This window comes from Clostridium sp. AF34-10BH, from assembly GCF_003478095.1.
Taxonomy (GTDB): Bacteria; Bacillota; Clostridia; order Lachnospirales; family Lachnospiraceae; genus Acetatifactor; species Acetatifactor acetigignens.
The window spans coordinates 1-21,668 of sequence record NZ_QUEC01000013.1 but is presented as its reverse complement, the minus strand read 5'-3'; the positions used below and the strand labels follow the sequence as shown (position 1 = coordinate 21,668).

Sequence of the window (21,668 nt, the reverse complement as noted above, 5' to 3'; positions counted from 1 at the left end):
TCGTTCTTTTTTAGGAACGATAGTCCGCATTGATCTTCACATAATCATAGCTTAAATCACAGCCCCATGCGGTAGCTTCTGCCTCACCCATATGCATATCCACCAGTGCGGTAACTTCCGGATCGGAGAGGATCTTCGTGGCCTCTTCCTCGCTGTAATCACATGCCACACCATTACCGAAGATATGAATCTTGCCGCTCTTGCTCTCAAAATACAGATCCACATTTTCCGGGTCGAATTTGGCTCCGGAATAACCCAGTGCACAGAGGATACGTCCCCAGTTGGCATCATGTCCGAAGATAGCTGCCTTGGTCAGAGAAGAACAGATCACGGATTTTGCCAGAGTTCTGGCATCTTCCTTGCTGACTGCGTTTATTACTTTGGTCTCAAACAGTGCTGTGGCGCCTTCGCCATCTCCTGCCATTTTCTTTGCCAGGAATGTGGTGATCTCATGCAGTGCCTTGCAGAAGTTGTCGTAATCCTCGCCCTCTGTGGTAATCTCCTCGTTGCCAGCCATGCCGTTGGCCAGCACCAGCAGTGTATCATTGGTGGAAGTATCTCCATCCACGGAGATCATGTTGAAGGAATCCACTACGTCTGCGCTGACGCACTTCTGCAGCATCTCCTTGGAAATTTTCACATCTGTGGTTACAAAACCTAACATCGTGCACATATTCGGATGGATCATACCGGAACCCTTGCACATACCGCCCAGAGTCACAGTCTTGCCACCGATCTGTGTCTCGATGGCGATCTCTTTGGAAATGGTATCGGTGGTCATAATGGCATGGGCTGCATCGGAGCCAGCCTCCAGAGTATCTGCCTTGGCTGCCACCAGTTTCTCGATGCCAGCGGTGATCTTGTCTACGGGAATCTGCATACCGATGACACCGGTGGATGCAACCAGTACGGCATCGGTGGGCACGCCCAACAGTTCTCCGGCACATTTTGCTTCTGCTTCACAGCAGTCCAGTCCCTGTTTGCCGGTGCAGGCATTGGCGATTCCCGAATTGACTACCACTGCCTGTGCAAATGCAGAATGTTCCACGATCTGCTTATCCCACAGTACAGGAGCCGCCTTTACCACATTGGAGGTAAAAGTACCGGCTACGGTACAAGGTGCCTTACTTACGATCAGTGCCATATCCTTACGATTCTGATATTTAATGGCAGCCTCCACACCTGCTGCCTCAAAGCCTTTTGCTGCGGTCACACCGCCCTGGATCTGTTTCATGTTGGAATAATCTCCTTTCGCTTCCGTTTTATTTATGATGTCGGGGTCAAAAGCCCCCGACTTTGATGCCTACGGATTGCTTCGTGCTACGCACTTCCACAATCCTGGCATCTATTTATTAAACGCCGTAATGTTCTCTTCATTCAAAGTAAAGTCGTAGTAGTTCAAGTCTTCCCGCTTTGTCCATCCAATGCATTTCCAGAAAGCGTTTCCGATGTCATTCTGGGTAAAAGCGATCAGGCTGACCTTGTTGATATGTTCCGCTTTCAGAGCATTCATGCAGTGGACGACCATGGCTTTGCCAATGCCAAGTCTTCGGTAATCTTCTCTGACACATACATGGTACAGACAGCCTCGTCGTCCGTCATGGCCGCAGAGGATGCCACCCACTACGGCTCCATCCTCCCCGATGGCTACCACACTGGTGCCGGGATTCCGGTTGATAAAACGTTCCACACCTTCTCTGGAATCATCGATGCTCCGGATACCGAAACCGTGAATGGTCATCCAGAGGGCATGCAGACCGTCATAATCTTCTATGGTCATGGGTTTGGTCGTAAACTGTTTGTTCATGTATGTATTTTATCCTTTCTAATCCTTTCCGTATCTGCTTTAAGGGAAGCATGGAACCAGCTCCAGGCCTTCGCTCTCAGGAAGCCCGAACAGCAGGTTCATGTTCTGTACCGCCTGTCCTGCGGCACCCTTTACGAGGTTATCCAGTGCACCCATCATAATGATACGGCCGGTACGCTCATCAATGACAAAATTGATGTCCACGTAGTTGCTGCCTTCCACCCACTTGGTCTCGGGGCAGCTGCCCTTATCCAGCACACGGACGAATTTCTCGTTTGCATAATATTTATCATAGACAGCTTTTACTTCCTCATAGGTAGGAAGTGTACCGTCCGGTTTTCTCTTCAGTGTTGCATACTCGGTTGCCAGAATTCCTCTGTTCATGGGTACGAGGTGCGGGGTAAAATTAATGGTCACCTGGCAGTTGCCCGCATAGCCTAACTGCTCCTCGATCTCGGGGGTATGTCTGTGGCTTGCCACGCCGTAGGCTTTCATGTTCTCGTTCACTTCGCAGAACAGGTTGGGCACCTTGGCGCCTCTTCCTGCACCGGAGGTACCGGACTTGGCATCCACGATCAGGGTGTTCACATCAATCATGCCTTCCTTGACCATGGGATAGGCCGTCAGGATCGAACAGGTGGTGTAGCAGCCGGGGTTGGCTACCAATCTGGTCTTCTCCGTGATCTTGTCACGATTGATCTCGCAGAGTCCGTATACTGCTTCCTCAATGAACTGAGGAGATTTGTGCTCGATGCCGTACCATTTTTCATAGGTGGCCACATCCTTGATCCGGTAATCAGCAGACAGATCCACGATCTTCACCTGAGAGAGAATCTCCTCTGTCAAAAGGCCCGCCAGAAATCCCTGAGGGGTTGCGGTAAAGATCACATCTACCTGCTTCGCCAGTTCTTCCAGATTGTCATCCTTGCAGATATCCTCCACCAGCTGGAACATGTTCTGGTATACCTGATAATACTTCTTATCTATATAGCTTCGGGAACCGTACCATACGATTTTGGCATCCTTGTGGTTTAACAGGATCCTTACCAGTTCTCCTCCGGCATAACCGGTTGCTCCGATGATTCCTACTCTGATCATTTTTCTACCTCTCTTGTTTATGTCATCGTTTTTTATTTCTGTCGCCGCCATACTTGTGTCAACGAATTGCTTCTGTCGCCGCCATACTTGTGTCAACGAATTGCTTCGCAGCAAGCTGCTCACGCAATTCTGTAAACATTCGGAATCCGCTGATTTGCTACGCAAATCGCTACTTCCTCATGTTTAGCGGGTCACAAGTTCAAAAGCCTTATCATGCAAGCATGAACGGCTTTTCGACCTTTTGACCCTGACACCATGATACCACTTTTTGTCTAAATGTCTACTACTTTTTTCATTTTTATGCACATTTCTCGGATTGTTGTGTATATTTATGCATATATTCATACTATTTTTATGGTTTTATGCATTATGGTGGAATAATATTCATTCTGTTTTCCGCATACTTTTCTTTCCTATAAAAATCTGTTACAATAACTATGCTGTGCTTTCGTTTGCAGCATATCTATTTTGTGGCTCTTTATGTTCTGTTTTTCCCGGATCCAAAGAGCAGAAATGAGGAAATTATGGCTTTTGACGGCGTTACCATTGCCTGTGTAATATCAGAATTAAAAAAAGAACTCATCGGCGGACGATTATATAAGATCGCCCAGCCGGAAAATGACGAACTGCTGTTGACCATCAAGCAGCCCACCGGACAAAAGAGACTGCTTCTGTCCGCCAGCGCTTCCCTGCCCCTGATCTATCTGACGGAGAGCAACAAACCCAGTCCCATGACGGCCCCCAACTTCTGTATGCTGCTGCGCAAGCACTTACAGAACGGCCGTATCGTGAACATTTCCCAGCCGGGGCTGGAGCGTATCGTGCATATCGATATTGAGCATCTGGATGAAATGGGGGATCTGCGCCACAAGACGCTGGTCATGGAGCTGATGGGCAAACACAGCAACCTGATCTTCTGCAACGATGACAATACCATCATCGACAGTATCAAGCGGGTATCCGCCGCAGTCAGCAGTGTCCGGGAAGTCCTGCCCGGCAAGCCCTACTTCATCGCCCACACCCAGGATAAACTGGATGCCCTGACCTGCGACGAGACTACTTTCCGGGAAACCCTTGCCGCCAAGCCTCAATCGGTCTTCAAGGCAATCTACGGAAGCTTCACCGGTATCTCCCCGGTACTGGCACAGGAACTGTGCCACGAGGCAGGCATCGACGGGGAACGCCCTACCGCGGCATTGACGGCAGAGAATCATCATGCCCTGTATGAAGTTTTCTCCAAAATGGTCACTTCTATCAAGGAAGAAACTTTCTCCCCCTGCATCGCTTACACCGGCACCCGCCCCGTGGAATACGCGGCGGTTCCCCTGACCATGTACAGCACCGGAGCGGATCATCTGGAATCCTACACCTCCATGTCCGCCCTGTTGGAGCATTTTTATGCGGAGAAAAATACCCTGACCAGGATCCGTCAGAAATCTTCTGACCTGCGCCGTATCGTGCAGACCGCTCTGGAACGGGATATTAAAAAATACGATCTGCAGCTGGCCCAGATGAAGGATACGGAGAAGCGGGAAAAATACCGGATCTACGGAGAACTGTTGAATACTTACGGTTACAGTGCAAAGCCCGGTGACAAATCTCTCACGGCGGTAAATTACTATACCAACGAACCGGTGACGATCCCCCTGGATCCTACTCTTTCCGCTACGGAAAATGCGAAGAAATATTTTGACAAATACGGAAAGCTAAAGCGTACTTATGAAGCATTGTCCGAACTGACTACTCAGGTAAAAGAAGAGATCGACCACTTGGAGACCATCAGCACGGCCCTGGATATCGCCCTGAAAGAGGAAGATCTGGTGGAGATCAAGGAGGAACTGACCCAGAGCGGCTACATCCGCAGAAAGGGCGGCACGAAAAAAGCAAAGATCACCAGCAAGCCCTTCCATTATCTGAGCAGCGACGGATTTCATATTTATGTGGGAAAAAATAATTTCCAGAACGATGAACTGACCTTCAAATTCGCCAACGGAAATGACTGGTGGTTCCATGCCAAAGGTATTCCCGGCTCCCATGTAGTGGTAAAGACCGAAGGGAAGGAACTGCCGGACCGGACTTTTGAAGAGGCCGGCCGGCTTGCTGCCTACTATTCTAAGGGCAGGGAGCAGGAAAAGGTGGAGATCGACTATGTCCAGAAAAAACAGGTCAAAAAGCCGGCCGGTGCCAAGCCTGGCTTCGTGGTCTATTATACGAACTACTCTCTGATGATCGACAGTGATATCTCCGGAATTGAAAAGATCAGCGACTGACTTTTGACGATTCCGGCGCATCTTATATGGTCGTTACCGTACTATGCATCAGATAGCATATTTTATGCATAAATATACTGTATATTTTTCATTCTATGCATTTATGTGCATATTTTAATTTGTTTTATTCATATTTTTGATTTATTTATGCAACTTTTCTGCTTGCTTTTGCGATTATAATGTTGTATAGTAATTGTCAGAGCGTAACACACGATCCTGGCATCTGATACTTACAGATTGCTTCGTGCTTTGCACATCGCATTTTCAGGGCTTTTGCCCCTGGCATCATACACACTATAAAACGGAGGATTTTATCATGAAGGAAAAAGTAGTTTTGGCTTATTCCGGCGGTCTGGATACTACCGCTATCATTCCCTGGCTGAAGGAGAATTTTGACTATGAAGTTATCTGCGTCTGCGTAAACTGCGGACAGGCAGAGGAGCTGGACGGTCTGGAAGAGAGAGCAAAGGCTTGCGGCGCTTCCAAGCTGTATATTGAAGACGTTATCGATGAATTCTGTGATGATTATATTGTTCCCTGTGTACAGGCTCATGCCGTATACGAGAACAAGTATCTGTTAGGTACTTCCATGGCAAGACCCCTGATCGCCAAGAAACTGGTAGAGATTGCCAGAAAAGAAGGCGCTGTAGCCATCTGCCACGGTGCAACCGGTAAAGGTAACGACCAGATCCGTTTCGAGCTGGGCATCAAGGCTCTGGCTCCCGATATCAAGATCATCGCTCCCTGGAGAAGCGACAAATGGAACATGGACTCCCGGGAATCCGAGATCGAATACTGCAAGGCTCATGGCATTCATCTTCCTTTCTCCACCGATTCTTCCTACAGCCGTGACCGTAATATCTGGCACATCAGCCACGAAGGTCTGGAACTGGAAGATCCCGGCAACGAGCCTAACTACGAGCATCTGCTGGTACTTGGTGTGACTCCCGAGAAGGCTCCCGATGAGGGTGAATATGTGACCATGACCTTTGAAAAGGGTGTTCCCACTTCCGTTAACGGTGAGAAGATGAAGGTCTCCGATATCATCCGTACCCTGAACAAGCTGGGCGGCAAGCACGGTATCGGTATCGTAGATATCGTAGAGAACCGTGTCGTTGGCATGAAGTCCCGTGGTGTCTATGAGACTCCCGGCGGTACCATCCTGATGGAGGCTCACCAGCAGCTGGAAGAGCTGATCCTGGATCGCGATACCTATGCATTCGAGAAGGAAATGGGTGCGAAATTCGCCAGTCTGGTATACGAAGGCAAATGGTTCACTCCTCTTCGTGAGGCAGAGCAGGCATTCATCGAGAAAACCCAGGAATATGTGACCGGTGAAGTAAAGTTCAAGCTCTACAAGGGCAACATCATCAAGGCCGGAACCACTTCTCCTTACTCTCTGTACAATGAGAACCTGGCTTCCTTCACCACCGGTGATCTGTACGACCATCACGATGCAGAAGGCTTCATCAATCTGTTCGGTCTGTCTCTGAAGGTTCGTGCCATGAAGTTACAGGAGAACGAGAAGAAACTTGGTAACTAAGAATTAAAATAATGAGGTGTCTATGATAACTGCACAGACTATAATTACTGTGGTGATCCTGTATCTGGTGATCATCAATGTTGTGGGATATGTGATCATGGGTGTCGATAAAAAAAGAGCCATCCGGGGTGCCTGGCGCATCTCGGAGGCTTCTCTTTTTTTCACGGCGCTTTTGGGTGGCAGTCTGGGATGTATTCTGGGTATGCAGCACTTCCGTCATAAGACGAAGCACTGGTATTTCAAGTACGGAATGCCGGCGATCCTGGTGGTACAGGTACTGCTTTTTGCCCTTTTATTCAAATAGGAAATATGCTATACTTCTTTTATAAGATGTCGGGGTCAAAAGCCCCCGACTTTGATGCCTACGGATTGTTCCGTGCTACGCACTCCCACAATCCTACCCAATATTCGCATATCGTGGGATTATCATCCCACTTTTATGCTCATATCGGGGCGGGTCCTAAGGGCTTTCACCCACCTATGAGCAAGCTCATGTGGGCTTAGACCTTTTGACCCTGGCATCTTTATATGAGATAAAGTCCGGGAGGTATCGATATGCATATAGCAGTGTGTGATGATAATGTAGCCGACAGAAAGCAGCTGGAGCGTCTGTTAAAGCGGGAATCCGACAAAAGAGCAGCGTCTACGGGTATCATTTATACCGATTCTTTCGGTAATTCTACCTCACTGCTGTCCAATCCCATGCAATACGATGCCTTCTATATTGATATGTGTCTGACGGAAGGCATCACCGGTACAGAAGTGGCAAATGCGCTGATTGCCCAGGGGGTCAACGCACCCATCGTGCTGTGCTGTTCCAAGATCAATTACAGGGAACAGACCTATCCGGAAAATGTTATTTTTCTGGACAAGCCCATCAAAGTAGCGGAACTGGGACAGAGTATTGACCATGCTCTGGATATTATGTCTAAGGCAGTTCCTCTCATAGAGCTTCGAGAGGATGAAGATACCGTCTATGTCACCGAACCGGACATCCTCTACGCCGAAGAAGAAGGCCGGAATGTCATCGTCACCCTGAAGGACGGCCGCACCGTAAAAGTAGCCACCACCGCTATCAATTTGTTCTCTCAGATAGAGAATCACCCTACCTTCTTCGCTCCCACCGTCAAGACGATCCTTAACGGCAGATACATGGAGAAGCTGGGCTTCCGCAAAGTCATCATGTGCGATGGCAAAAAATTTGCTCTGCACAGAGACTGTGTTGCTTATGCGAAACAGCTGCTGGCGGAATATCATGCGTAAAAAAGACTCCACTCTCTCGAATGAAGTCTTAGAAAATTTGAACTCGAAGTTCTCAGAAAATCACCCGTATCGTCGTTCCTTTTCCGGGTTCACTTTCCAGTTCCAGTTCAGCGTGGCTCTTGGCGATGATATGTTTTACGATAGCAAGGCCCAGTCCCGTGCCGCCGGTAGATTTGGAACGGCTCTTGTCCACGCGGTAGAAGCGTTCGAAGATCCTCTCCTGATGCTCCTTGGAGATGCCGATGCCGGTGTCTTTTACCACGAGATTGGTATGTCCTTCTCTGGAGTAGGTCTGTACATCCACACTTCCTCCCGGATTGTTATACCGGATCGCGTTATCACACAGATTATATAAAAGTTCTTCCATCATCTGACGATTGGCTGTCACATAGCATTCCGTGCCGTTCAGCGCTATGGTCACATTGTGCTTCTCCGCACTCATTTCCAGCATTTCCACACAACTCTGCGCCATTTCATGAAGATTCAAAAGCTCCGTATCCGCTTCCTCTTCCGTTCCGTCCAGCTCCGACAGCCGGATAATATCGTTGATCAATGTCAGCAGGCGGTTGGCACTGTTGTGAATTCCGTGGGCGAAACGCACCGTATCCTGCTCCGAAGCCATGCCGGTCTCGATCAGCTCCGCATAGCCAGAAATGGATGTCAACGGGGTCTTCAGTTCATGAGACACATTTGCACTGAATTCCTGCCGCATTCTGGCATTTTTCATAATGTCCTCATGCTGTTTGCGGATCATGGTCATGAACGGTGTCAGTTCCTCATAGGTCTGCATCTCTGTACATTCCCCGATATTCTGTGCCAGTTTCTCAATGGGAGCCACCAGCTTCGTGGTCAGCACTCTGGCCGCCACCATGCACAGCACCAGCAGCACCACAAAGATCCCCACCATCATGGGCAGCGCCTGACTGAAAATGCTGTAAATGCTTCTGGCATCCTTGGACAGTCGCAGGATGCTGCCATCTTCCAGACGGATGGCATAATAAAAGGTGGACTGGGACAAGGTCTCGGAATTCCGGACTGCTTCACCTTCGCCGTCCCGCATGGCTTCCTGGATCTCCGGACGGGAAGCGTGATTCCCCATGGCCACAGAATCTGCCTCATTATCATACAATACCTGTCCGTCACTGCCGATCAGCGTCAATCGCAGATCCGATTCCACCGGCACTCCGTTTTCCTTGATCTCTTCTACCGAAGAACAGCTTTTTAACAGGGAACCATAGCTTTTCAGATCCTCCAGCACCTGTCTGCGGAACAGATCATAATACACGACTGTGATCAGTACCATGGTAAGCAAAATCGTTACCGTGGCAATGAGGATCATCATTTTGTTAATCTTTTTCTTCATCTTCTGTTACGCTTTCTCGCCGTTCATAATGTATCCCACATTACGCACGGTCTTGATCAGACTGCCCTCTTCCTTCAGTTTCTGCCGCAGCGTCTTGATATGCATGTCCAACGTCCGGGATTCTCCCTCAAAATCGATTCCCCAGACGCGGTCCAGGATCAGTTCTCTGGTGGTCACAATGCCCGCATTGGTCATCAGAAGCTTTAACAGCTCATATTCTTTGTAGGTCAACTCCACAGGCTCCTTGCCTACCGTGACAGAATGTTTCTCTCGGTCCAGCACAATGTTCCCCAGCTTCAGCACCTTATCTTTTTCCTGACTCTTCTGACTTCTCCTGAGCATTGCCTTTACCCGGGAAATCAGTTCCATGACACCGAAGGGCTTCGTAATATAATCATCTGCCCCCAGATCCAGTCCCTTGACCTTGTCGATCTCCGTGGTCTTCGCCGTGACCATGATCACCGGCACCAGCACCGTGTCCTGTCTGGTACGCAGCTTTTTCACAATGCTCAGACCATCCTCGTCCGGCAGCATGATGTCTAATAAAATCAGATCCGGTGTGGTATCATTCAGCGCCTCATAGAAATCCATGGCGGAATCAAAACCTTTTACATCATAGCCCACATTGGCCAGGGCAAAGGTCTCGATCTCCTGAATATTTTTGTCATCCTCTACTACATAGATCAAAGCCATCTCACAGCACTCCTCTCTGACTGTGCTTTCTCTTCTTAACTATACCTCGGTAAATCCTCACTCCGCAAGCAGTTTTGCATTCTTTTCCGCAAGACGTTCCTGCTTTGTGGGCGGTAACTGGTATTTCTCACGGCATGCCAGCACTTTGCTCTGGAAGTCCTTGTTATCTTCCTGGCGCAGTTCATCCAGGTAAGCGTGGGTATCGAATTCATCCTCATTCACCTGTACCAGACAGACTGCAATATTGGAGCAGTGGTCGCTGACACGCTCAAAGTTCGTAATGACATCGGATAAGATGAAGCCCAGTTCAATGGTACATTTTCCCTTACGGAGTCTGCGTACATGGCGCTGCTTCACATCCAGGCTCAGTCCATCGATGACTTCCTCCAACGGCTCCACCTGTCTTGCCAGATTCAGATCTCCGTTCTTAAAACTGGTCATGGTAAGATCCAGCACATCGTGTACCGCTCTCTCGAATACCTTCAGTTCCTCCTGCGCCTTCTCGGAGAATACCAGCTGCTTGTCATGCATCTCCTGTGCCGCTTCCTTGATGTTGCGGGCATGATCGGAAATTCTCTCAAAATCGCCGATGCAGTGCAGAATCGTATTTAAAGTCTCACTATCCTTATTGGAAAGCTGTTTGGAACTCAATTTCACCAGATAGGTTCCCAGTTCATCCTCGAAGCGGTCCACATCCGTCTCCATCTGTGCCACCTGCTCTGCTTTCGCCTCATCGAAATTATGCAGCAGCTCCATAGCCAGATCCATGGCTTCCCTGGACTTATCCGCCATCACAGAAGCCACCAGTCTGCTCTGCTCTACGGCATAGGCAGGCTTCTCCAGGAAACGTACATCCAGTAAGCTTAAAGTCTTGTCTGTCTCGGACATTTCCTTCACGTCCTCATGGGTCGGCAGCGTCAGGCAGGCCAGCTTCACCAGACCATTGGAGAAGGGAAGCAATACCAGCGTAGCCGCGATATTGAAGCAGCTGTGAACTACTGCGATTCCAAAAGGTGTTGCCACTTCTCCCAGAAAAGCAAATGGATGAATGGCATTGACCGTATAGAACACTCCAAGGAACAGGATCGTTCCGATAATATTAAAATACAGATGAATCAGAGCCGCACGTTTTGCATTGCGGGAAGCACCGATACCGGAGATCATGGCGGTAACACAGGTACCGATATTCTGTCCCATGATAATGGGAACTGCTGCGCCAAAGCTTACCGCTCCAGTCATGCACAGTGCCTGCAAAATACCTACGGATGCGGAAGAAGACTGGATCACCGCTGTGAGAATGAGTCCTGCCAGCACACCGAATACGGGATTTTGGAACTCGATCAGCAGATTGGTAAACTCCGGTACCTCTGCCAGCGGTGAAACTGCTGCGCTCATGGAATCCATGCCAAACATCAGAATTGCAAAGCCCACCAGGATGGTTGCCGCATTTTTTAATTTGTCTTTATGGGAAAACAGTAAAATACCCACACCCACGATTGCCAGAATCGGCGAAAAAGAACTGGGCTTGAGCATACGGATCCAGAAAGCATCGCTCTCAATGCCCGTCAGACTTAAGATCCAGGAGGTCACCGTGGTACCGATGTTGGCACCCATGATGATACCTACTGCCTGTTTCAGACTCATAATACCGGAATTGACAAATCCGACTACCATAACAGTGGTAGCGGAGGAGGACTGGATCACACCGGTGACCACCGCACCCATGAGCACTGCCTTTAACGGGTTGTTGGTCAGTTTCTCCAGAATGCGTTCTAATCGTCCGCCAGATGCCCGGGACAGTCCGTCACCCAACAGATTCATTCCATACAGGAATAATGCAAGTCCTCCTACCATCTTCAGTAAATCAAAAAAGCTCATACTCTAATCCTCTCATTTTACATAACATACTTTACATTTTTGGTTTCTATCTACACTTTATCTTGCTTATGTAAAATTCGTTACCAGTGAATGTAAAATTTATGTAAAGTTGTAACGATGCAGAGCCATGAACCTTGCCGGATGCTCGTCGAATGCTAGCATTCGTAAGAGCATATGACAATAGTTCTTTGGCGAGCAAGCCTCAATGAGCAAAAGGAACGCTCCGCAGGAGCAGTTTTGCGAATTGGGGCTCTGCATCGTTACTGGGATTATCAGATGCTAGCATTCGTAAGAGCATATGGCAATAGTTCTTTGGCGAGCAAGCCTCAATGAGCAAAAGGAACGCTCCGCAGGAGCAGTTTTGCGAATTGGGGCTCTGCATCATTACCGAGATTATCGAATCCTAATACAATCTCGCACCTTCCATATCTCCGGTCATGCGGAAGATGGCCCACTCTGCGATATTTACCGCATGGTCGCCCACTTTTTCCAAATACTTTGCCATCATCAGATAATCCACCACACGATCCGCATCCAGGCTCTGCTCTCTGATAGCCTGCATCATTCCCGTTTTGACTTCGTTGAAGAGATCATCTACCACATCATCATGTTCTACTACTTTTCTTGCATTTGCCTCATCACCTTCCACAAATGCCTCCACCGAATTGTGGATCATCTCCTTGGCTTCTTCCATCATCTCCAGCAACAGATGTTCCTGTTTTCCTTCGGGATTCATGTTGCCCATACGCAGGTACAGTTCCACAATATCTGCCACATGGTCTCCGATCCGTTCAATATCCGGTACCACTTTCAGCGCTGCGGATACCAGACGCATATCTCTGGCCACCGGCTGCTGTCTGGTCAGCAGGCTCAGACACATAGCTTCCATACTTCGCTGCATATCCACCATGGTATGATCTGTATTCAACAGCGTCTTCAGAATGTCTTCTTTGTTCTCACGAATTCCATACGCCATACGGTCATAACTGATCTCCGCATGCTCTCCCATCTCAGATACTTTATTTTTCAAAGTCTCAAGATCCTGTTCAAATAATACTCTGGGTGACATCTCCCATTCCTCCTATCTTCTCATCCAAAATCATCCAAACCGTCCGGTGATGTAGTCTTCTGTCCGTTTGTCCTGAGGTCTTGCAAAGATCTCGGAGGTTGCATTTTTCTCTATGACTTCCCCTACCAGGAAAAATGCGGTGTCATCCGACACACGGGCTGCCTGCTGCATATTGTGGGTTACGATGACCACGGTGTATTTTTTCTTCAGTGTCTCCATCAGTTCCTCGATCTTTAGCGTGGAGATCGGGTCCAGTGCGGAGGTGGGTTCATCCATCAAAAGTACCTCCGGAGATACTGCCAGTGCTCTGGCAATACACAGTCTCTGCTGCTGTCCACCGGACAGTCCCAACGCGGATTTGTGCAGGCGATCCTTTACCTCTTCAAAGATAGCGGCACCCTGCAGAGAACGCTCCACGATTTCATCCAGTTCCTTTTTATTCTTGATGCCGTGCAGTCTGGGACCGTAGGCGATGTTGTCATAAATGGACATGGGAAAAGGGTTGGGCTGCTGGAATACCATGCCGACCTTTTTACGAAGCAATGTGGTATCCACCCGCTTATCGTAAATGTCCTCTCCATCCAGAATTACTTTTCCTTCGACTCTGCAGCCGTCCACCAGGTCATTCATCCGGTTCAGGCAACGTAGAAAAGTAGATTTGCCGCAGCCGCTGGGACCGATAAATGCGGTAATGGCGTGGTCTGCGATCTCCATATTTACATCTTTCAGTGCGTGGTTCTCTCCATAATGGAGATTTAAGTTTTCCACGGATATTTTACTGTTAGCCATATATTTTCTCCTTCTTGTGATTTCTCTTACTCTCGTCTCAGCTTATTCGCCGCCAGCTTGGTCAGGAGGTTCAGGATCAATACGATAATGATCAGAACACAACCGATACCGAAAGCATTATCATACTGTCCCTTCTGCATCTGTAAATACAATTCGATGGTCAGAGTACCACCAGACTCCATGGCCTTGTGAGCCAGCTTTGCCAGATTGTCTCCGAAAACTCCGGTGAACTTCGGCAGCTTGTAGTCGCTTCCCGCAGTGAACAACAGAGCCGCAGACTCTCCCACGATACGTCCCAGTGCCAGAATGATACCGGTGACGATACCTGGCATGGAAGACGGCAGAAGGATCGTCCGGATCATATGCCATTTCGTGGATCCCATTCCCAACGCACCGGTACGATAACTGTCCGGCACGGTGCGCAATGCTTCCTGCGTATTTCTTGTGATCAGGGGCAGTACCATCAATGTCAGGGTAAAGGAACCGGTGAGCAGTGAATAGCCGAAGCCCAAAGTCTCTCCGAAAAAGATCATACCGAACAGGCCGAAAATAATAGAAGGAATACCGGACAGTGTCTCCGTGGTGAACTCAATGATGGAGACCAGCTTGCCGGGTTTTGCATATTCATTCAGATAAATGGCACTTCCCACGCCGATGGGGGTCGCGATCAACAGAGTGATCACGATGATGTACAGGGTATTCAACAGGTTGCCCGCAATACCGGTGGTCTGCTTTCTGGCACTGGTCACCGTCGTTAAAAATGCCCAGTTAACGGTGCGGATGCCCTTTACGAAGACATACAGGATAATTCCCAGTAAAAGTGCCACCGCCAGTGTGGCAGAGACATAAATGGCTGCCAGCAAAAGCATGTCTGTGGGGCGTTTTCTTTTTACATATAAGGTGTCCTTATTCATTGTCATCCGCCCCCTTTTTCAGTATTTTATTCAATACGATATTGATGATCATAATAAATACAAACAGCACCAGTCCGATGGTGAACAGCACCTGTCTGTGCAGTCCGGAAGAATATCCCATCTCGCTGACAATAGCTGTGGTCAGGAATCGCACGGAGTTAAATGGCAACGGCACATTGACGCTGCTACCGGATACCAGTGTGATCGCCATAGCCTCGCCGATGGCACGTCCCACTCCCAGAACGATAGCCGTCACGATACCGGATTTTGCTGCCGGAAGGATGGAGCGGAAAATAGTCTGTACATGGGAGGCTCCCAGGGCCAGAGAGGAGGATTTGATTCCTGCAGGAACCGCCCGGATGGAAGTCTCACTGATATTGATCACAGTGGGCAGGATCATGATCGCCAGTACGATCACGGCTGACAGCAGGTTTGCACCGCCGGTGAACTGGTGTGTCGTGGATCCCTGGAAGATCAGTCTTTCTAATTTATACATGAGAGGATTCAGTAAGTAGATTCCTAACAGTCCGTAGATAACGGAAGGGATGCCAGCTAACAGCTCTACCGCAGGCTTTACAATGGCAGCTAAGGGTCTGGGTGCCACCTCTGCCAGGAATACTGCCGTCAGCACGCCGATGGGCACACCAAGCAGGATAGCCAGCGTCGTACCGACGATGGAAGTCAGGATAACCCACAGAATACCGAATTTCGGATCTGCCGCCGTTGGCATCCATTCCGTGCCGAACAGGATCTCTCCCAGACCTACTTTCATAATAGCGGGGGTACCGCTGATGATCATATATAAGGTGATAGAAACTACCGCCAGTACGGCGAAGAAGGCACAAATGGTAAATACTATTTGTGCCACAGTTTCAACGACCGCTCTATTTTTTCTGTTTCCCATTACGGAAGCGTGTGTTCCACTATTCATCGCTTTTTTCCTTTTTCTGTGTCGGGCTATTATTTTACTGTGATCAGACCAACTTCGGAAGCAACCTGCTGTCCTTCGTCACCCAGTACAAAATCGAACCATGCCTGTACCAGATCGTTCTGCTCGGAGATCTCACCCTTGGTAGCCATTACGAAGGGTCTGCTCAGGAAATAGTTACCGGCCTTGATATTCTCTGCGGTAGCTTCTACACCTTCCAGGGAAAGTGCCTTAACACTGTCATCCAGTGCATCCAGGGAAGCGTATCCGATAGCTCCGGGAGTAGATGCCACTTTTGCGATCACAGCACCGGTGCTATCCAGTTCGTTTGCATATTTGCAGCCGTCTACCAGATCAACCAGCTCTTCGAACGCGCCTCTGGTACCGGAACCTGCCTCACGACCGATCACGATGATAGGCTCATCTGCACCGCCAACTTCTTTCCAGTTGGTAACTGTGCCATTGTAAATGTTGGTCAACTGCTCTTTGGTCAGATCTGCTACTTCGTTAGCAGGGTCTACACATACTGCAATACCATCGATAGCTACTACGTTCTCTACAACGCCTGCTGCCTTTTCCTCATCCTTTAAGCTTCTGGAAGAGTTACCGATATCTGTGGTTCCGTTGGTAACAGCTTCAATACCCGCACCGGATCCTACGAATTCAGCGGTTACAGTTACATCAGGATGTTCTTCCATGAAAGCTTCGCTCAGTGCATTGGCTAATTTCTCCATAGAAGTACTTCCTACCATGGAAATGCTGCCGGACAGATCTGTGGTGGTCTCAGCAGGTGCTGCTGCGCTGCTCTCTGCCACAGTGCTTTCTGCTGCGCTGCTCTCTACTGCGGAAGGCTGTGCTGTGGCTGCATCACCGTTACCGCATGCAACCAATGCGGTTACTGCTAATATTCCTGCTCCGATCAGAGCTAATAATTTGCTGTGTCTTACTCTCATAATAATGTCCTCCATGTTTTTGTTTTTCTTTCTCTTGATTACGCAATCATACTAACATGGGGGAAATTCACATAATATCACAGTCCGGTAATTTATTTGTAAGAATTAGGTAAAATCAGATGCTCTCCAGAATGCCGTCGGCAATAGCCCGGGCGATCTCGTCAAACCGGCTGTCAAAGAGTTCGTTGTCCGCATCCGTATTGATAAATCCCACTTCTATCAGCACAGCCGGCATATTTGTGCTGTTGAGCACCACCAGATTCGGTCTTTCATTCACTCCCAGATTTACGAACCCCACCTGCTCCAGTCCGGCATTGATGTTGTACGCCATCCTGGCTGCCGCTCCATAGCGGTTGTAGACTAAACTCTCCACTCCACTGTACTGGTTCGGATAAGGACTGGAATTGCGATGGATCGAGACAAAATAATCTCCTCCCACCTCATTTCCCTCCTGTGCCTTCTGATAGGGGGACTCATAGATATCTGTGGTCCGGGTGTAATACACATCCACTCCGTTTTCTTCTAAGATGCTTCCCACCGCCAGTGTCAGTGCCAGCGCATCCTCACTTTCTTTTCTTCCATTATAGGTGGCCCCGGGGTTCGCACCACCATGCCCCGCATCCAATACAATCAATGACATAAAAAAACTCCCGCATATCCTTTTGTTTCATGATATGCGGGAGTTTCCCCATTTAGATATTTTTTGCTTACTTTAAAATTGCTGCCGTCACTTCCTGCGGAATCACAAATTCCGGTGCTCCCATAGAACCGGGAGCCACTTCGTATTCGTCAAAGGCAATGACCAGTTCGTCTTTTTCATTAAAATAGAAGTTCGTCTGCTCCGTGATCCCCTGAAAATTGAATTCCGGCATATCGTCATTATCCAGGAAATAGATCACGCCTTCGTCCGCCGCCATCTGCTCCTGCATCTGGGTCTTAATGTTCTCGCTGATCGCGGAAATATAGTCGCTCCCTTCCACAAACAGATCTTCCAGTGTCACCACATTTCCCGTCTGTTTATCAATCGTATAAAACTGATTATTCTCGTAGCCGCTGGCTTCCGTCTCCAACACGCTTAATTTTACGGTGTAATACCTCTCATTGTCCGTAACGACCTCCTGGGACACATGCAGACCATGGTATCCTTCCTCGGATAAGGTATCCTCGAACTGACGGATCAGTTCCTCTACCGTAGCCTCCATATCCTGGTTGACCGCTTCCACACCGTCTTCCGACAGATTTGCTACCGCAGCCTCCTGTCCGACACCTTCCACACTTCCGGCTGCTGTGCCCTTAGGAGTGGCTGCCACTTCTCCAACGGAAGCACCTTCTCCTGCGTCTTCTCCATAGTTGATCTGTGCAAGTTCTACTTCAGCATCATGGTTCTCGTCACTGTAATTGTACTGCCGCACTGTTACCAGCCTAAAAAAGCCACCCAGCAACGGAATATTTTCCATGGCATGGGCTATCTGTATATTGGTATTTGGCAGTGCGATCATCACGACTGCTGCAGCCGCCACTGCTGTCCATGCAGAACGCCTTCTGGCGTGCTCTACTCTTTTTTTCTCCATCCGGGCTCTGTCGATACCTGCCTGCAGCCGTTCCCGTCCCGCTTCGGGTATTATCATATTCTCATACTCCTCTTTTAATTGTCTCAACTGTTCCTGTTCTGTCATATCTATTCTCCATCTGCCCGGTCGGTTCGGACCGGTCATGTTATCTCTTCCTATATCTTCCTATATCTCTTTGTCTGTATCTGTCTTATGTCCTGCCTATATATGATGTCGGGGCAAAATCCCACGACTTTGACTACGGATTGCTCAGCCCATGCTGCCCTCGAGGTTCAGCCGCAGTTTTTTCATCACCCGGTACAGCCTGCTCTTTACCGTACTCAGGTTCTCATCCAGGATCTTCGCGATCTCCTCCAGCTGCCTGTCCTCAAAAAATCGTAGGACTACGATGGCACGATCCTTTGGGTCAAGATTTTCTATTGCGCGCTTTAAATCAATATTTTCATAGATATCTTCACTTGCCGCCTGGATCTCCTCCACATCCACGCTCTCCTTCCGGCTGCGCAGGAAGCTGCACGCCTCGTTGATCACGATCCGGTACACCCAGGTCTCCACGTATTGCGGCTCCTTCAGGCTGTCACTTTTTAAAATAGCTTTATAGGCTGCTTCCTGTACAATATCCAGCGCGTCCGCTTCATTATGTACATAACTATAAGCAAGACGGTAATACTTCTCATACCCTTCCGTCAGGGCACGCTCCACCGCCTGTTCTTTTTTTCTGTCCGACATATATCCTTTCCTCACTTTTGAAAACTGCATGCAATTATTTTTCGGTATTTATTGTAACACATATTCTTTTGATATATTCTACGATTTTGACGCTGTATTCCCGCAAAAAGTTTCACCGACAAAAAATATTCCAGACTGAGGTTTTTTTTCTTTTTTCTTTTAGTTTCTTTTTTTCTTTAGTTTTTTTCTTTTTTCTTTTTTTCTTTTAGTTTTCTATCATTTTTGACGCAAATAAGCGGCATACGTCTCTTCATCAAGACATACACCGCTTTTCATGTTTATACTGTTACACCCTTTGCCAGTACGCTCCCACATTCCCACTTTTATTCAATTACTATGTCAGATACTTATTCTTCCTCAGAACCACTCTTTTTTCTTACATAGAATACAGCTCCAAAAACATTCAGTATAATACAGATACCTATAATAATGATTATCGTATTATTCCATGCATATTTTGAAGTGCTGTCATCTGTCTTAGGTGCAGGAATGGTTTCATCAGATTTGTTGTCTGCCTGACCGTTATCACTCATAATCTTGGCATCAACAACAATCGTGTAATCTGATGCATGGGTAAATACAAGTTCCACATTTCCATCCGGATCAATCTGTCCGGCGCTGATAAATTCCAGTTCTCCGGTCTGTTCATTGTAGTAGAACAGGTTCGCATACAGTCCTGCATTCTTTGATTCCATGTTGACGGTCAGTGTGGCTGCAAATCCAAACTCTCCGTCATAAGCAAGAGTCAGATTCAAGGAAGAATGTTCCCCGGTCACGTTATTGATCACATCCACAGGAATGGATTTTCCGGCGTCGGCTCCGACTGTCACATCAAAATCAATATCTCCAGCTGCATCAGTAATATCCTTTCCATAAATCTTCCAGGAAAGACCATTTCCCATATCCAGAACAAGTGTTGTATCTTTGCCCTTGATACTGTCAATTACATCTTTCGGTACTACAGTTGTTCCGTTCATTGCAACCGTTACCGTATCGCCTGCCTTAGCTTCTTCAAGCTGTGGCTTGATAACATCCCAGCCTTCCTTGCCGCTGTCGTCCTTGATGTATGGCTTAATTGAATCTCCTTTTCTCTGCAATTACCGGTGTTGCTTTAGTTACTTTAACAGTTATTGTTCTAGTTACGGTATTGTAGTTGTTTGCGTCATTAGGTGTAAATACTGCCTGATCTGATCCACTTTTTCTGCCATAGGCATCCTCCTTCTTCCTGAAATAAAAAGATCCGACCAGATTAGAACCTAATCTAATCTGAACGGAATACTCATTCAGGCTTGATATTTTCCAAGCAGAAATATTTTTTATCATCACCCTTTTGTTAGCTACAAGAATTTACAACCTTTTACACCAGCTGCATTATAGCTTTTCATTCCTGTTAGCAAATCTACAATAATTTTACTGTTAGCAATTTGCATTTTCTGTTAGCAAAAATGCTCATTTTTTGATTTGCTGTTAGCAGAAAAACAACAAAAAAACGGCAATGATTTTTCTCTCATTACCGCTTAAAATAGAGCGTTCCCTATAGGAATCGAACCTACAATAGAGTCTTAGGAGTTCATCCTGGTACAGAAAACAGCTTGCATTCTACGTCAATCAAAGTCATTCAAAGCCTTGATTTTACTGCTTTTTCTGTCAATTTCAGAAAAGATAAGAAAACCTGTTTTCATCTGAGGAATTACAGTTTGGGTGGAAAAATGGTGGATTTTCCACCATTAGGGTAAAGCCAACCTGTTCCTTCCAATTATAAATGATGACTACCATTACCTGACATTTTACAGTAATGATTATTTGGTTTTCTTATTAGATCTATGTCTATTATACCGTGCTTGCGGTCAACTGTCGATAACAAATTGACCGCAAATGTATTATTTTTTCTTACGTTTACACTTTGTATCACAAAACTTCTACACTTCAAATACTCGGAAGTGTTTCTGAACAGATTCATATTTCCCTGTTTCGTAATTTAGTATTTTCCATACCGGATTTAATTGCTCGTCCGTTAACGGAGTAACCTGATTGTCTTTATCCAGCCATGCAAAAATTATCTGTTCTGATTCTATCCAGGTTAAGTTTTTATCCTTCTTTATCTCATCAATATTCTCCTAAATATTTTTCTAGTCATTGCAATATAAAATTGCTTATACAGTCTCTCCCTTAAGAGTCCTGGTATTCTGGATAATATACAGAGCGACCGATATGACCATCATTATAGCGCACAAACCAATCAACAGATCTGATACCATCGGTGTAATGTGGAACCATATAATATGCACCGCTGCAGTTCCATATAATAAAAAGGTTACTATCTTTCCATGCCAGTCTGCACCATGTACTTTTCCCGTCTTTCGTATCACAAGACATCCACTGACTACCATATACAGCTCCTTACCTGCCATTATTACGATTAAAAGAAGCACATGCGGAAAACGAGTAAACAGACAGATTAACATCGCTGCCTGTGTCAGCTTATCAGCCACCGGATCAAGTATTTTTCCTAAATTACTAATTCTATGGAATCTTCTTGCGATATATCCATCAGCAAGATCCGTAAGACCAGACAGCAATAAGATTTCACCAGCTAACAGAGGATTTTTCTTTACACAATAACTCCATATAATTACCGGAATCAGACAAAGCCGAAAAAAAGAAAGAAGATTAGGAACCGTAATAATTCTATTCAAATTTTCTTCCTGATTCACTTCACTCTGCATGTACGGTCACCTCACTTTCCTTTTTTTTAGACATAAACCAATAAAATATAACACAAAATGCTAAAGCAAACACA

21 protein-coding genes are annotated in these 21,668 nt (G+C 47.3%); 4 read left to right on the top strand and 17 right to left on the bottom strand.

Translation table 11 applies throughout. The features are described from left to right. Positions 1-10 precede the first annotated feature (10 nt). The 3 genes from argJ to argC all read right to left on the bottom strand — a co-directional run bounded on the left by argJ (position 11) and on the right by argC (position 2,905). Positions 11-1,234 carry a bifunctional glutamate N-acetyltransferase/amino-acid acetyltransferase ArgJ gene (gene argJ / locus DWZ61_RS10065; RefSeq protein WP_118538332.1) on the bottom strand — a complete coding sequence of 408 codons (1,224 nt, stop codon included), beginning with the start codon at positions 1,232-1,234 and terminating at the stop codon, positions 11-13. 111 nt (positions 1,235-1,345) lie between these two features. After that, positions 1,346-1,807, bottom strand: coding sequence for a GNAT family N-acetyltransferase (locus tag DWZ61_RS10060; protein WP_118538330.1), 462 nt, complete (start codon positions 1,805-1,807; stop codon positions 1,346-1,348). A gap of 39 nt (positions 1,808-1,846) precedes the next feature. After that, positions 1,847-2,905 carry an N-acetyl-gamma-glutamyl-phosphate reductase gene (argC, locus tag DWZ61_RS10055; RefSeq protein ID WP_022312418.1) on the bottom strand — a complete coding sequence of 353 codons (1,059 nt, stop codon included), beginning with the start codon at positions 2,903-2,905 and terminating at the stop codon, positions 1,847-1,849. 524 nt (positions 2,906-3,429) lie between these two features. On the opposite strand from argC, the gene DWZ61_RS10050 reads away from it, so the two are divergent. The 4 genes from DWZ61_RS10050 to DWZ61_RS10030 all read left to right on the top strand — a co-directional run bounded on the left by DWZ61_RS10050 (position 3,430) and on the right by DWZ61_RS10030 (position 7,981). Beyond that, positions 3,430-5,175: an NFACT RNA binding domain-containing protein gene (locus tag DWZ61_RS10050; RefSeq protein ID WP_118504129.1), complete on the top strand. Its 1,746-nt coding sequence runs from the start codon at positions 3,430-3,432 to the stop codon at positions 5,173-5,175. Positions 5,176-5,491: 316 nt separating this feature from the next. Beyond that, on the top strand, positions 5,492-6,718 hold the full coding sequence (locus DWZ61_RS10045) for an argininosuccinate synthase (RefSeq protein ID WP_022153415.1): 1,227 nt from the start codon (positions 5,492-5,494) through the stop codon (positions 6,716-6,718). 22 nt (positions 6,719-6,740) lie between these two features. Then, positions 6,741-7,022 carry a DUF1294 domain-containing protein gene (locus tag DWZ61_RS10040; protein ID WP_118504098.1) on the top strand — a complete coding sequence of 94 codons (282 nt, stop codon included), beginning with the start codon at positions 6,741-6,743 and terminating at the stop codon, positions 7,020-7,022. Positions 7,023-7,273: 251 nt separating this feature from the next. After that, the gene (locus DWZ61_RS10030) at positions 7,274-7,981 is read left to right on the top strand and encodes a hypothetical protein (RefSeq protein ID WP_022312756.1); all 708 of its coding nucleotides are present in this window, start codon (positions 7,274-7,276) and stop codon (positions 7,979-7,981) included. Between the two features lie 52 nt (positions 7,982-8,033). Here DWZ61_RS10030 and DWZ61_RS10025 read toward each other — a convergent pair whose 3' ends face one another. From DWZ61_RS10025 to DWZ61_RS09965, 14 genes are all read right to left on the bottom strand, one after another. Further along, positions 8,034-9,344 carry an ATP-binding protein gene (locus tag DWZ61_RS10025; protein ID WP_118538326.1) on the bottom strand — a complete coding sequence of 437 codons (1,311 nt, stop codon included), beginning with the start codon at positions 9,342-9,344 and terminating at the stop codon, positions 8,034-8,036. A gap of 6 nt (positions 9,345-9,350) precedes the next feature. Then, positions 9,351-10,037, bottom strand: coding sequence for a response regulator transcription factor (locus DWZ61_RS10020; protein WP_118538324.1), 687 nt, complete (start codon positions 10,035-10,037; stop codon positions 9,351-9,353). Between the two features lie 57 nt (positions 10,038-10,094). After that, a complete protein-coding gene (locus tag DWZ61_RS10015; RefSeq protein ID WP_022312752.1) occupies positions 10,095-11,915 on the bottom strand; it encodes a Na/Pi cotransporter family protein in 1,821 nt (606 codons plus the stop codon). A gap of 403 nt (positions 11,916-12,318) precedes the next feature. Continuing rightward, positions 12,319-12,984, bottom strand: coding sequence for a phosphate signaling complex protein PhoU (gene phoU, locus DWZ61_RS10010; RefSeq protein ID WP_118538322.1), 666 nt, complete (start codon positions 12,982-12,984; stop codon positions 12,319-12,321). A gap of 30 nt (positions 12,985-13,014) precedes the next feature. Continuing rightward, on the bottom strand, positions 13,015-13,773 hold the full coding sequence (gene pstB / locus DWZ61_RS10005) for a phosphate ABC transporter ATP-binding protein PstB (protein WP_022312750.1): 759 nt from the start codon (positions 13,771-13,773) through the stop codon (positions 13,015-13,017). 26 nt (positions 13,774-13,799) lie between these two features. Then, complete coding sequence (gene pstA, locus DWZ61_RS10000; protein ID WP_022312749.1) at positions 13,800-14,687, bottom strand: phosphate ABC transporter permease PstA; 888 nt, start codon at positions 14,685-14,687, stop codon at positions 13,800-13,802. Continuing rightward, positions 14,680-15,618: a phosphate ABC transporter permease subunit PstC gene (gene pstC / locus DWZ61_RS09995; protein WP_022312748.1), complete on the bottom strand. Its 939-nt coding sequence runs from the start codon at positions 15,616-15,618 to the stop codon at positions 14,680-14,682. Before pstC ends, pstA begins: the two co-directional genes overlap by 8 nt. Positions 15,619-15,647: 29 nt before the next feature. Then, on the bottom strand, positions 15,648-16,568 hold the full coding sequence (locus tag DWZ61_RS09990) for a phosphate ABC transporter substrate-binding protein (protein ID WP_118538320.1): 921 nt from the start codon (positions 16,566-16,568) through the stop codon (positions 15,648-15,650). A gap of 115 nt (positions 16,569-16,683) precedes the next feature. Then, positions 16,684-17,208: an N-acetylmuramoyl-L-alanine amidase gene (locus DWZ61_RS09985; RefSeq protein WP_118538318.1), complete on the bottom strand. Its 525-nt coding sequence runs from the start codon at positions 17,206-17,208 to the stop codon at positions 16,684-16,686. A gap of 67 nt (positions 17,209-17,275) precedes the next feature. Next, entirely contained in the window at positions 17,276-18,244 is a 969-nt protein-coding gene (locus DWZ61_RS09980; RefSeq protein ID WP_172594712.1) for an RsiV family protein, read from the bottom strand. 144 nt (positions 18,245-18,388) lie between these two features. Beyond that, entirely contained in the window at positions 18,389-18,868 is a 480-nt protein-coding gene (locus DWZ61_RS09975; RefSeq protein WP_022313130.1) for a sigma-70 family RNA polymerase sigma factor, read from the bottom strand. A gap of 347 nt (positions 18,869-19,215) precedes the next feature. Next, the gene (locus DWZ61_RS09970) at positions 19,216-19,965 is read right to left on the bottom strand and encodes a hypothetical protein (RefSeq protein WP_118538316.1); all 750 of its coding nucleotides are present in this window, start codon (positions 19,963-19,965) and stop codon (positions 19,216-19,218) included. Continuing rightward, entirely contained in the window at positions 19,940-20,191 is a 252-nt protein-coding gene (locus DWZ61_RS19500) for a hypothetical protein (RefSeq protein WP_119623498.1), read from the bottom strand. Before DWZ61_RS19500 ends, DWZ61_RS09970 begins: the two co-directional genes overlap by 26 nt. 830 nt (positions 20,192-21,021) lie before the next feature. Further along, on the bottom strand, positions 21,022-21,594 hold the full coding sequence (locus tag DWZ61_RS09965) for a CDP-alcohol phosphatidyltransferase family protein (protein ID WP_005335451.1): 573 nt from the start codon (positions 21,592-21,594) through the stop codon (positions 21,022-21,024). Positions 21,595-21,668 lie beyond the last annotated feature (74 nt).

Bases quoted from the DNA above. Each gene is read 5' to 3' on its own strand.
- DWZ61_RS09990 (WP_118538320.1), bottom strand. From the start codon at position 16,568: ATGAGAGTAAGACACAGCAAATTATTAGCTCTGATCGGAGCAGGAATA.
- DWZ61_RS09980 (WP_172594712.1), bottom strand. From the start codon at position 18,244: ATGACAGAACAGGAACAGTTGAGACAATTAAAAGAGGAGTATGAGAAT.
- pstC (WP_022312748.1), bottom strand. From the start codon at position 15,618: ATGAATAGTGGAACACACGCTTCCGTAATGGGAAACAGAAAAAATAGA.
- pstA (WP_022312749.1), bottom strand. From the start codon at position 14,687: ATGAATAAGGACACCTTATATGTAAAAAGAAAACGCCCCACAGACATG.
- DWZ61_RS10030 (WP_022312756.1), top strand. From the start codon at position 7,274: ATGCATATAGCAGTGTGTGATGATAATGTAGCCGACAGAAAGCAGCTG.
- DWZ61_RS19500 (WP_119623498.1), bottom strand. From the start codon at position 20,191: ATGATAAAAAATATTTCTGCTTGGAAAATATCAAGCCTGAATGAGTAT.
- DWZ61_RS09985 (WP_118538318.1), bottom strand. From the start codon at position 17,208: ATGTCATTGATTGTATTGGATGCGGGGCATGGTGGTGCGAACCCCGGG.
- argC (WP_022312418.1), bottom strand. From the start codon at position 2,905: ATGATCAGAGTAGGAATCATCGGAGCAACCGGTTATGCCGGAGGAGAA.
- DWZ61_RS10025 (WP_118538326.1), bottom strand. From the start codon at position 9,344: ATGAAGAAAAAGATTAACAAAATGATGATCCTCATTGCCACGGTAACG.
- DWZ61_RS09965 (WP_005335451.1), bottom strand. From the start codon at position 21,594: ATGCAGAGTGAAGTGAATCAGGAAGAAAATTTGAATAGAATTATTACG.
- pstB (WP_022312750.1), bottom strand. From the start codon at position 13,773: ATGGCTAACAGTAAAATATCCGTGGAAAACTTAAATCTCCATTATGGA.
- argJ (WP_118538332.1), bottom strand. From the start codon at position 1,234: ATGAAACAGATCCAGGGCGGTGTGACCGCAGCAAAAGGCTTTGAGGCA.
- DWZ61_RS10040 (WP_118504098.1), top strand. From the start codon at position 6,741: ATGATAACTGCACAGACTATAATTACTGTGGTGATCCTGTATCTGGTG.
- DWZ61_RS10060 (WP_118538330.1), bottom strand. From the start codon at position 1,807: ATGAACAAACAGTTTACGACCAAACCCATGACCATAGAAGATTATGAC.
- phoU (WP_118538322.1), bottom strand. From the start codon at position 12,984: ATGTCACCCAGAGTATTATTTGAACAGGATCTTGAGACTTTGAAAAAT.
- DWZ61_RS09975 (WP_022313130.1), bottom strand. From the start codon at position 18,868: ATGTCGGACAGAAAAAAAGAACAGGCGGTGGAGCGTGCCCTGACGGAA.
- DWZ61_RS10050 (WP_118504129.1), top strand. From the start codon at position 3,430: ATGGCTTTTGACGGCGTTACCATTGCCTGTGTAATATCAGAATTAAAA.
- DWZ61_RS10015 (WP_022312752.1), bottom strand. From the start codon at position 11,915: ATGAGCTTTTTTGATTTACTGAAGATGGTAGGAGGACTTGCATTATTC.
- DWZ61_RS10045 (WP_022153415.1), top strand. From the start codon at position 5,492: ATGAAGGAAAAAGTAGTTTTGGCTTATTCCGGCGGTCTGGATACTACC.
- DWZ61_RS10020 (WP_118538324.1), bottom strand. From the start codon at position 10,037: ATGGCTTTGATCTATGTAGTAGAGGATGACAAAAATATTCAGGAGATC.